Raw genomic sequence first — 11,419 nt, forward strand, 5'->3', positions numbered from 1 at the left:
GCGTACCGCGACACTGGGGGGAGTCCGAGGCGGGGAGGGTGCGGGTGGATCCGCTTGCGGCATCGGTGGTCCGGTTGTTTCGCGGCGGTGAGCCACTGGGCATGGGCTGCCTTGTCGGGCCGCGGCAGGTGCTGACCTGCGCGCACGTGGTCGCCGACGCGCTGGGGGTGCCCCTGGCCGGGCCCGCGCCGCGGTTGCCGGTGCGGGTGGACTTCCCGCTGGTCGCGGCGGGGGAGTTCGTCGAGGCCACGGTGGCCTCCTGGGATCCCGAACGTGATGTCGCCGGACTGGTCCTGGACCGCACGCCCGAGGCCGCGGCGGCGGCCCGGGTGGTCTCGGTGGACGCGGTGTGGGGACACGAGGTGCGCGCGTTCGGCGTGCCGGTCGGGCATGACCAGGGCGTGTGGGCCAGTGGGGTGCTGCGCGGCAGTTCGGCCTCGGGCATGGTGCAGATCGACGATGAGCGCACCGGCGGGTTCTCCCTCGCGCCCGGGTTCAGCGGCGCGCCGGTCTGGGACCACGCCGCCGACGGGGTGGTCGGTATTGTCGCGGCGGCCGAACGGCAGGCGCACCGGCGCACCGGCTACCTGATCCCGGCCGCGCTGCTCAACCAGGCCTGGCCGGAACTGCACCGGCTCGCCCTGGTCCGGCCGCCCTTCCGCGGCCTGGCGCCCTTCACCGAGGAGGACGCGGACACCTTCCACGGCCGCGCCGCCCGCACCACCGAACTGGTGACCGCGTTGCAGGAGAACAGGTTCGCCGTGCTGGCCGGACCCTCCGGCAGCGGCAAGTCCTCCCTCGCGCTGGCCGGGGTCGCGCCCGCGCTGCGGCGGGACGGCTACCGGGTCGCGGTAGTGCGGGCCACGCCCTCGGCCACCATCTGGACCGGGCTGGCCACCGCGTTGCGCCCGCACCTGCCCGAACACAGCCCCACCGCCGAGGCCGCCCGCGCCCTGCTCACCGGCCCGGCCCCGGACCTGCTGCCCGCGGCAGAGGGACAGCGGAAACTGCTGGTCCTGGTCGACCAGTTCGAGGAACTGCACCACAGCGGGACCGAACAGCCCGAGGACGTGCTGCGCGCGCTGGCCAACCTCGCCGGACCGCGGCCGGGCTGGACCGTCACCGTGCTGGTCACCGTGCGCAGCGATCTGATCGGTGTGCTGACCGCTCGGTCGGGAATGGCGCAGCTGCTCAACGAGCGGATGACCCTGCTCGGACCGCCGGCCGAGCCCGAACTCCGCGAGATCATCGAGGCCCCGCTGCGCGCCCCCGCCATGCCGAGTTACGCGCCCGGACTGGTCGAGCGGATCGTCACGCACACCCCGGCCGGGTCGCTGGCGCTGTTGCAGTTCGCGCTGACCATGCTGTGGGAGCGGCAACGCGGCGGCGTCATCGACCACGCCGCCTACGACGGGATCGGCGGCGTCACCGGCGCGATCGCCCGCTACGCCGAGACGGTGTGGCAGGACCTGCCCGACCAGGACTCCGCCCGCCGACTGCTCTGCCAGCTGCTGAGCCCGATCGGCGAGACCGGCTACGCCCGCCGCCCACTGCACGCCGCCGACCTGGACCCGGCGCTGGCCGCGGTGGTGGACAGCCTGGCCACCACCCGCCTGATCACCGTCAGCGACAGCGACCGCGGCGGGCGCAAGGTCGAACTCGCGCACGAGCAGCTGGTGCACGGCTGGGACCGGCTACGCGACTGGCTGACCGCCGAACGGGAGTTCCGCAGCTGGCAGGACACCGTGCACCAGCAGGCCGGGCAGTGGCGTGCCTCCGGCCGGGAGAAGGCGCTGCTACCGCGCGGCAGCACGCTGAAAACCGCGCTGCGCAAGGAAAAAGCACACGCGGACCAGGTGCTGCCCGGTGAGGCCGAGTACATCCGCGCCGGGCAGCGCGCGCACCGCAACTCGCTGCTGACCCGGATCGGCGTGGCCGCGCTGGTCCTCGTGCTGCTGACCGGCAGCGCGCTGCTGTGGCGGGATCAGGTGACCGGGCAACAGGCCCGCGCGGCCGAGGCGCGCAGCACCGCCGCGCTGGACACGCTCAAGGCCGGGGCGGAGCGGGCGGACACCCTCACCGAACGGTTGCTGATCAACCAGCGCGCGGCCGCGCTGGCCGAACCGCCCGCCGTGCGCCGCCGGACGGATGCGGACTACCTGGGCCTGCGGCTGGCACAGCGGGTGATGGAGATGGGCGGCAACAGCGCCGCCAGCCGTTCGGTCAGCGCGGACGCCACCGCCGCCGCGGCCACCGACGGCTTCACCAACCGCTTCACCATCCGCCAGTTCGACCGCGCGCACACCGACCGCACCTACACCCTGCCCGCGGAGTTCACCTTCGCCAACCGGATCGTCATCCTCGACCCCGGCCACGCCGTGGTCTCGGCCAAACGCCTCAACCCGCAGTCCCTGGCCAAGGGCGAGGACGTGGTGCTGCTCTGGGACCTCGCCGCCGACCGCGAGGTGCGCAGGCTGGTCCCGTTCCCCGGCAACTTCAACTCCCAGTTCCCGGCCGCCTTCCTGCTCGACCGCACCGGGAAGACCCTCGCCTTCGGGGAGTCCGGCGGCCGCACCCTGGCCCTGCTGGCCCTGGACGGCTCGGGCGCGCGCACCACCCTGGAGCTGCCCAACCCGCTGCGCAACGAGCAGGGCGTGGGCGCGACCGCGCTGGCCGCCCGGGGCACGGACACCGCGCTGGTACTGGACGCCAAAGCCGCCGACGGCAGCTACCCGCTGCTGGAGCTGAGCCCGCGCGGCACCCGGAACCTGCCGTCCATGCCCGGCGGCCTGCCGGTGGCCAACTCCGCCGACGACGTCGTGATGGGCGGCTGCTTCAAGGACCAGACAGTGGAACAAGGCGTCGTGATCGGCATCGCCGAGCGCAGGTTCTACCGGAACCTGCCCGTGCACGGCAGCACCTGCCGGCCGCACAACCAGCGCCTGGACACCTCCGCCCGGCAACTCGTGGCCACCTTCCGCACCGGCCCGGACCACCCCGACGTGCTCGCGGTCTGGAGTGTGGACGGCAGCGCCCCGGACCGCCGCTTCGCCATCCCGGCCCTGGGCGGCAAGGACGAGAAGGACAGCTGGAGCGTGCGCGCCGCCGCCTTCCAACCGGACGGTTCCGGCCGGGTGGTGCTGGCCGCGGACAACACCCTGGTCGGCCTGCGTATCCCGCCGCTGGAATCGATCGACTCCGCGGTGGCCTCGGCGGAGAACCTGCGCTTCGCCCCCGACGGCTCCCGGCTGCACGTGCAACTGCTGGACGGATCCGTGCAGACCTGGGACCTCAACACCCAGCGCCGCACCGGACTGGTGCCCGCCGAGCAGCGCAGGCACCCCCTGGACGCGTTCTCGCCCAAGTCGATGGCCCTGTCCCCGGACGGCGCCCGGCTGGCCGTCGCCCGGCGCCGGGACACCGCCACCGAACACCAGTTCGTGGTCACCGTCTACGATCCGGCCACCCTCACCAAGATCACCGAACTGGGCCTGGGCAACCAGCCCGTCCTGGTCACCCCGGTCGGCCTGACCTTCACCGGCGGTGCCGAACTGACCACCGTGCTGGACCGCACCATCACCCGCTGGGACCTGCGCACCGGCCACCGGCTGCACCCGCAGGCCACCGTGCCGGAGCGGCGCAAGGACAACGTCCCGGTCGGCGTGATCCAGGTCTTCCCACTCGGCGAGACCGCGCTGATCGCCGAGTCCGACGGCCAGGTCCGCCGCCTGCGCCTGGCCGACAGCGCCGAGGTCCCGGACACCGCCTTCACCCTGCCGTTCGAGTTCTCCCGGGACGTCTCCGCACTCGCCGTGGACCCGGCCGGCCAGACCCTCGCGGTGGCCCTGCCGGACCGGGTCGAACTCTGGGACCTGACCACCCGCCGCCTGGCCGACACCCTGGCCCTGCCCGAACCCGCCGCCGAACTCACCCTCGCCGAGGACGAGACGGTCCGGGTACGCACCGCCGCCGACCTCACCGTGCCGGAGAACCTGCCCGCCGACAACGGCATCCGGCCCGGCAAACAACCCGGCCCGCTCACCGTGGTGTGGCGCAACGGCTGGTTCGGCGTCGAGGAGGAACGCACCCAGACCGCACCCGGCGGCCTGCTCTACCAGGTGGTGCCCGCGCCGACCGTGCTGCCCGCGGCCGCCGGCGCGCGGCGGGCCGCGGTGTGCGCCGCGGTGGGCCCGGCCAAGCTGTCCGAGGAGCGGATCGCCCAGCTCCCCGAACCAGCCCGCCAGGTCACCGGCTGCCCCTGACCAGCCGGCCGCCCGATCGGGCAGACCCGTTGCCCCCGTGCAGATTCGCGCTGGTCAGCGGGTGTATCCAGTTCGCCGCCCGCAGGGGGATACGCCGCGACCTGGCATCCGGCCGATCCGCTGGGCAGGCTCCGGCCCGGGTGATCACGCCCCCGTGCCGTACCGGCCGCGCCCCCGATCGCGAGGAACGTTGATGAATCTGACCGGATTCGCCAGCCGCCTGGTCACGCCTGTCGTGGCCACGGCGGTGCTGGCGAGTGGGCTCGCCGCGCCGAACGCGGCCGCGGCCGAACCGGGGATCACCCCGGAACAGCTCGCGAGCGCGTTGTTCAGCGCCGCCGTCCAGCTCAAGGACAACGGCCGCACCCACGACCGCAACCTGCTGCTCAGCGCCGAACTCCTGGACTGGCGGGCCAAGAACCCGGCCGCCACCGCGGACGTGCTGAACCGGCACGCCGCCGACGTGGAACGGGTGGTCGGCCTGGCCGTCGCCCCGGCCACCGAGCGCGACCTGGTGCCGGACACCCTCGGCCGGGGCGTGGAGGCGCTCTACGCCGTCCCCGAGGTGGACAAGGGCGGCAAGCAGCTCAAGACGCTGCTCGGCGTGCTGACCAAACGCGACCTCAAGAGCGCCAACTCGCCGGAGGAACTGCGCGGGGTGCTGCAGCAGTTCACCGTGTCCTCCATCGAGATCGCGCCCACGATCTGGACCGCGCTGCGCGAGGCGGCCGGCCGGGACGCGACCCTCAACAGCACCTGGAAGACCCGGCTCGGCAAGGCCACCGTCGCCGAGACCGCCGCGGTGGACCCGGTGGCGCCGCTGGACACCCTCAAGCAGCTGCCGCAGGTCAAGAAGGTCATTGACGTCGATGCCATCCAGGCCGGCTTCCAACAGGGCTTCAAGCAGGGCATGGAGGCGCTGAACAAGCAGATCAAGCCGCTGATCAAGGTGCTCGGCGACCCGAACTCGCCGAACACCCCGCTGGGCCAGGCCATGCAGTGGGTCAAGGACCACGTCGACCAGAACACCGGCGAGATCAAGAAGCCCTCCGAGCAGGAACTGAAGGACTTCGAGGAACAGGCCAAGAAGTTCGACACCTACCTGGACTACGTCAAGGGCGGCCTGACCGCCTTCGCCACCGTGGCCAAGGTGCTCAGCCCGCGCTACGCCGCGGACCTGGTGAAGTTCGCCGACACCCTGTACAAGATCGGCAAGCACGTGCTGCCGATGATCAACGCGGTGGCCGCGCTGGGCACCGCCATCGCGGCGGGCGCGGCGATCGGCTCGATCGTCCCGGCCATCGGCACCGTGATCGGCGCGGCCGTCGGCCTGATCACCACCCTGGTCGGCCTGCTCGGCAGCGGTGGCGGCGGACCCAGCCCGGAACTACAGGCCATCCAGGGCATGCACACCGAGATGCGGGAGAGTTTCAAGCAGCTCAAGGACTTCCTGATCGCGTTCCAGACCCAGGTCAACTCCCGCTTCGACCGCATCGACGCCACCCTGAACCTGATGTACGGCGACATGCTGATGAAGTTCGACCAGGTGCTCATCGCCATCGCGCAGTCCAACTTCCAGCTGACCCAGCAGATCAAGGACCTGCACTCCGCGCTGCTGACCATCGCCACCAACTTCCAGGGCGACATCCAGGCGATCCTGGCAGGCATGCAGGCCGACGCGGCCACCCCGTTCCGCAACGCGATCCGCAAGTACGTCGACTACGCCGCGCGGGAAAACCGCCCGATCCCCTCCTACGACCAGGGCAACGACACCTACAAGTTCGGCGCGGAGGCATACTCCGACGCCGGGGACGACCTCGCCCGCAGCGCGGTGTTCATGCGCGAACCCCAGGACGTGCCGCCCGCGGGCATCCTGGCCACCAACAACCCGACCGCGCTGGTGAACTACCTGACCAAGTGGGCCGAGGAGAACTTCGGGCCGCAGTACGGGCACAACAAACCCGCCGCGGGCACCCCGAACGCGACCCTGCTGGCCGCCGCGATGCGCGCCTACGCCGTGCTGATGGACCAGAACCCGGCGCTGGCCGCGCAGGAACCACTGGTGGACCCCGATGGCGACGGCAAGTTCGGCGTGGCCAGGGTCGACGACCTGCTCAAGGCTGGCGGTGACGTGGTCGGCGCGGCCCGCCGGTTCAACCAGCCCCGGTTCAAGCCGACCACCGGCCCCTGGGTGGCGACCAACTCGCTGCTGGGCGGTCTGCAGGAGGAGAACGCCCTGCGGATGATCGCGCTGGCCAACAGCCTGAAGAAGTACGAGTCCGACTCCACCGTGCAGGAGCCCACCCGGCCGTTCAACCTCTGGGGCGACCGGAACCAGAAGGTCGAAGGGTTCATGAAGCGGGACGACGTCGAGGTGCAGCACTGCTACACCCCGACCGGGGAGACCGGGCTCGCGGCCATGCCTGACCTGATCAAGAGCGACAAGCTGCCCGCTCCAGTGCAGCTGCTCAAGCAGTTGCACCCCAACACCGTGAACCTGCGGACCTGCTGGGCCTCGGTGTCCGCGATGGACCACTCCTACGGCCGGTACGACCTGGAGGGCCCGACCCGGATCCCGTGCAAGTGGTCGCCGGATCCGCCGGTGGGCTGCACGAAGTCGGTGACCCAGGGCAGCACGAAGCTGGTCCGGATCAACGTCGAGTTCCAGGTCCGCGGGGTCATCCCCGGGCAGACCAACGAGACCGCGCTGGCCAGGATGAGCGGTGTGGGCACGGTGGAGCGGTGCCGGTACCCCGGTGTACAGCCCCATGACGACGAACCGTACGACGGCTCGTGCACGATGAACCCGGTCGACTTCTTCCCGAGGGTGAAGAACGCGCCCAAGTACGAGCCCCACGGCGCCATGGCCGAAGACGACACCTACCTCAGCTACCCGCGGATCAGCAAGACGCTGGCCGAGCGGCGCGCCCGGTACTACGCGCTGGTGGCCGATGATCTCAAGGACGCCGAGCCGAAACTGCCCGAGGCCAAGGCGATCGACACCAACCTGCGCCTGCTGCGGGCCTACCTGGAACTCGGCTTCCCGACCGCGTTGCAGAGCGACGAACGGCTGCGGGCCCTGCTCTACGGCGACCGGGCGGTCCCGTCCTCGCTGAACGCCCGCAAGATCAGGAACGAGACCAGTCCGCTGGCCGCGCTGTTCAGCAAGGCCGCGCAGAACCAGTTGGCGGAGAAGGACGCGCTGCACGAGCAGAAGGTGTTCAGCCAGGCCGAGATCCCGGGCTGCACCGCGGCGCCCGCCGAGGTCACCACCCCGGACCCGGTGGCCCGCTGCCTGGTGACCATCGGCGGCCAGCGCCGGAGCGCCCTGGGCGAGCGGATCGAGTACTACGCCACCGACCTGGTGGCCAACCCGGCCGCGCAGGACCCGCAGACCATCACCGCGCTGATGCGCTCGCTGCGGATCCAGACCAAGGCCACCCACCCGAACTACGTGCTGGACCCGCCCGGCGAGCCCAACCCGGTGCCGCCGGCCGAGATCGGCAAGACCTTCGGCGGACTCGGCGGCAGCTCGCGGGCCACCCTGGGCGGCAAGCACTTCATGGTGTGGCAGGGCAAACAGGACGAGGTGCTGGTGGCCACCAGTGCCGACGGCAAGGCATGGTGGCCGCCGGTCACCGTCGCCGGTCCGCACACCGCGGGCGAGGTCCCGGCCATCACCGCCTTCCGGGACAAGCTGGTCGCGGTCTGGCAGAGCGGGCCGTTCTCCTGGAAGGACGGCAACAACGAGCGCACCATCGCCGTGTCCACCAGCGCCGACGGCAAGACCTGGACCGAACCGGTCCGGCTGGCGCCCATTCCGCTGGCCACCGGCGGGATCGGCCTGACCGTGCACAACGACCAGCTGCACCTGCTGTTCAAGGGCGCGGACCAGGGCAAGTACCTCACCGTCAGCCACGACGGCAAGAACTGGAAGCGGCCGCAGCAGGTGGTCAACAACGGCGCCACCGCCGCCGCGCCGGGCCTGGCCTCGCTCAACAACGGCACCCTGGCCCAGCTGTGGCGGGGCTGGGAGGGCGATGAGGCCCTCTACACCGCGTTCAGCAACGACGGCGTGACCTGGGCCAACCAGAAGGTGCTGGACGCCAGTGCCGCCAGGTCACCGGCCGCGCCGAGCCTGACCTCGCACAACAACAAGGTGTTCGCGATCTGGCGCAACGCGGCCGGCGACGGCCTGTCCGTCAGCGACACCGGCGACGGCGCGAACTGGGTCGCACCCCGGGCCCTGCACGCCCAGGCGCACGCCCTCGGCACGCCCTCGCTGGGCGTGGTGGGCGGCAAGCTCGCCGCGATCTGGCGGGATGCCGTGGACACCAACCGGGTCAGCGTGTCCACCAGTGCCGACGGCATCACCTGGTCGGCGCCCGAGGCGATCAGCAAGCTGACCGCCGAGGCCCGGCACCAGCACAACGAGGCACTGCTCACCGAGGCCACCCGGCTGTGGAACCGGGGTGAACGCGAGCAGGCCGTGGTCAAGGCCAAGGAAGCCCTCCAGTTCACCCGCGAACTGGTCCGGGAGAGCCCCGGCTACGCGGCCACGCTGGCGCAGTGGATCCGCACCCCGGTCAGTGGCTACCTGGCCGAGACCGGCAGGCACGATGAGGCGATCACGTTGCTGGACGAGGCGATCGCGCTCTACCGCAGGCTCAGCGGGTACGAACCGCAGAAGTTCGAGCACAAGCTGAGCGAGGCGGACACCCTGGTGTGGCAGGGCACCCGGATCTGGAACAAGGGGGAGAAGGAGAAGGGCCGGGACCGCGCACTGGCCGGTATCGACCTGGCGCGTCCCCTGGTGGCCAAGGGACCCGGCTTCGGCTCGGCGTTCGCGCAGTGGATCCGCACCCCGGTGAGCGGCTACCTGGCCGAGACCGGCAAGCACGACCAGGCGATCGCCTTGCTGGGTGAGGCGGTCACCACCTACCGCAAGAACGCCCAGCTGGAACCGCAGAAGCTGGAACACAAGTTCAACGAGGCGGACACCCTGGTGTGGCAGGGCACCCGGATCTGGAACAAGGGTGAGAAGGACAAGGGCCGGGACAAGGCCCTGGAAGGCATTGCGGTGGCCCGTGCCCTGGCGCCCAAGGCAGCCGGCTTCGCCGCCGGGTTCGCCCAGTGGATCCGCACGCCGGTCAGTGGCTACCTGGCCGAGACCGGCAAGCACGATGAGGCGATCGGATTGCTGGGTGAGGCGATCAGCACCTACCGGCAGCTGAGTCAGCAGGAGCCGCAGAAGTTCGAGTACAAGCTCAACGAGGCGGATGCCCTGGTGTGGCAGGGATATCGGATGTTCTACAAGGGAGACAAGGACAAGGGCCGGGACAAGACCCTGGAGGGCGTCAACCTGGCCCGCACCCTGGTGGCCAAGGGACCCGGCTACGCCGCCGCGTTCGCGCAGTGGATCCGCATGCCCGCCAGCGGTTTCCTGGCCGAGACCGGGAAACACGACCAGGCGATCGCCTTGCTGGGTGAGGCCGTCAGCACCTACCGGCAGCTGGCCCAGCAGGAACCGCAGCAGTCCGACCACAAGTTGCACGAGGCCGATGCCCTGGTGTGGCAGGGCATCCGCACCTGGAACAAGGGCGACAAGGCCGGCGGCCTGACCAAGGTCCAGGAAGGACACGCCGCGGTCCGGACGGTGGCGTTGAAGGGACCCTCCTACGCCGACCACCTCGCGACCTGGCTGCTCAACCCGGGCACCGACTACGCGGTTGGGAACGGGAAGAAACCCGAGGCGGTGACCATGGCCAAGGAGGCGGTGGAGATCTACACCCGGCTCACCGCGGCCGATGCCAAGTACCAGGCCAAACTCGACGCGGCCAAGCAGAAGCTGACCGCACTCCAGGGCTGAGGGGCAAGGAAACCATGATGAGACAACGCATGTTGGCGCTGGTCCTGGCCACGGCCGGACTGCTGCTCAGCACCGGAGCCGCCCCGGCCGGCGCCGCCGAGGACTACCTCACCAGCCCGACCTCGGGCAGCGGCTGCCTCGCCCCGCTGTGGGGCAGCCGGGAACCCGGCGCCTACATCGGCTACGAGCGGTGCGACAACACGAAGACGCAGGCCTGGCGCCGGGCCGACAAGGGCGGCGGCTGGTACACCTACCAGTCGCTGATCTCGGACCTGTGCCTGACCGTGCTCAATGCCAGCAACGGTGCGGACGTCGTGCAGCAGCCCTGCGCGGACACCCCGAGCCAGCGCTGGAAGTTCGTCCAGCGGGACCCGATCGCGGTGTCCGTGGAGGTCCGGACCCAGGTGTCGGACCTGTGCCTGACCGCGGGCCAGGTGCAGCACACCACGCCGTCCGATGTGGTGGTGCGGACCTGCTTCAACATCGACTGGCAGAAGTGGGCCCCGACCCGCTGGGAGCCCCCGGCTTCCTGACGCGCTACCAACCGGTCGGTCGGCGGTCCCGCACCGCCGACCGACCGGTTGGTTCAGCCACGGCGCGCGAGCAGCACCGGCGCGCCGGGTCCGGTCAGCTCCGCCGCCGGGACCAGGCGCCCGGCCGTCGCCATCAGCAACGCCTCGCCCTTCCCACGCACCTCGGCGCCGGAACCCACGGACCAGTGCACGTCCTCGGCCACCAGCCGCAGCCCGCGGGACCGCCACCACGCGCCGATCGGCGGTGCCAGCCGGGACAACCGCAGGGCCCGGAGCAGTCGATCGGCCGGGATCTCCCGCGGCAGCCCCAGGGCCCGCCGGATGTCCTGATGGTGGATGAGCCCGTCCAGCAGGGCGACCATGCCGCCGAAGCTCGCGGTCAGACCGCGTGGCTGGACGTGCCGTTCGAACGCGTCGAGCAGCTCCGCGGGGGACAGGGCGCGGTAGTCGGTCAGGCGGAGCGCGTTGCTGCGGTCCAGGCTGAACCGGCCGCGGGCGAACTGGGCCGCGACCCCGCCAAGGGTCAGCTCGTCGTAGCTGATGACGTGCGCGACGACCTCCCGCACCCGCCAGTCACCGCACAGCGTGGGCGCTTCCCACTGCTCGGCGGGCAGCGTGCGCAGGAAGTCCAGGAAGTCCGCGCGTTCGGCGCGGGCCATGCCGAGGGTGCTGGCCGGATCAGTCGATGGCTTGGCAGGCAACGGAAAGTCCTCCCGACATCCCAGCAGGTCACCAGAAGCGAAGCCGCCTGCCCG

At 71.3% G+C, this 11,419-nt stretch carries 4 protein-coding genes; 3 read left to right on the forward strand and 1 reads right to left on the reverse strand.

Annotated features, from left to right (window positions below; all coding sequences use genetic code 11):
• The first annotated feature begins 44 nt into the window (after nucleotides 1–44).
• The 3 genes from MZC64_RS43525 (at nucleotide 45) to MZC64_RS43535 (ending at nucleotide 10,664) form a co-directional block, all read left to right on the forward strand.
• Complete coding sequence (locus tag MZC64_RS43525) at nucleotides 45–4,262, forward strand: trypsin-like peptidase domain-containing protein (protein ID WP_247797789.1); 4,218 nt, start codon at nucleotides 45–47, stop codon at nucleotides 4,260–4,262.
• Nucleotides 4,263–4,455: 193 nt separating this feature from the next.
• Nucleotides 4,456–10,131, forward strand: coding sequence for a sialidase family protein (locus MZC64_RS43530; protein ID WP_247765260.1), 5,676 nt, complete (start codon nucleotides 4,456–4,458; stop codon nucleotides 10,129–10,131).
• A 17-nt stretch (nucleotides 10,132–10,148) separates the two neighbouring features.
• Nucleotides 10,149–10,664, forward strand: coding sequence for an RICIN domain-containing protein (locus MZC64_RS43535; RefSeq protein WP_247765259.1), 516 nt, complete (start codon nucleotides 10,149–10,151; stop codon nucleotides 10,662–10,664).
• 53 nt (nucleotides 10,665–10,717) lie between these two features.
• On the opposite strand, the gene MZC64_RS43540 is transcribed toward MZC64_RS43535, so the two are convergent.
• A complete protein-coding gene (locus MZC64_RS43540; protein WP_308301136.1) occupies nucleotides 10,718–11,365 on the reverse strand; it encodes a maleylpyruvate isomerase family mycothiol-dependent enzyme in 648 nt (215 codons plus the stop codon).
• Nucleotides 11,366–11,419 lie beyond the last annotated feature (54 nt).

Source organism: Crossiella sp. S99.2, assembly GCF_023094165.1.
Taxonomy (GTDB): Bacteria; Actinomycetota; Actinomycetes; order Mycobacteriales; family Pseudonocardiaceae; genus Crossiella.

Excerpts from the sequence above, each read along its gene's own strand:
- MZC64_RS43530 (WP_247765260.1), top strand. The coding sequence starts at position 4,456 with ATGAATCTGACCGGATTCGCCAGCCGCCTGGTCACGCCTGTCGTGGCC.
- MZC64_RS43535 (WP_247765259.1), top strand. The coding sequence starts at position 10,149 with ATGAGACAACGCATGTTGGCGCTGGTCCTGGCCACGGCCGGACTGCTG.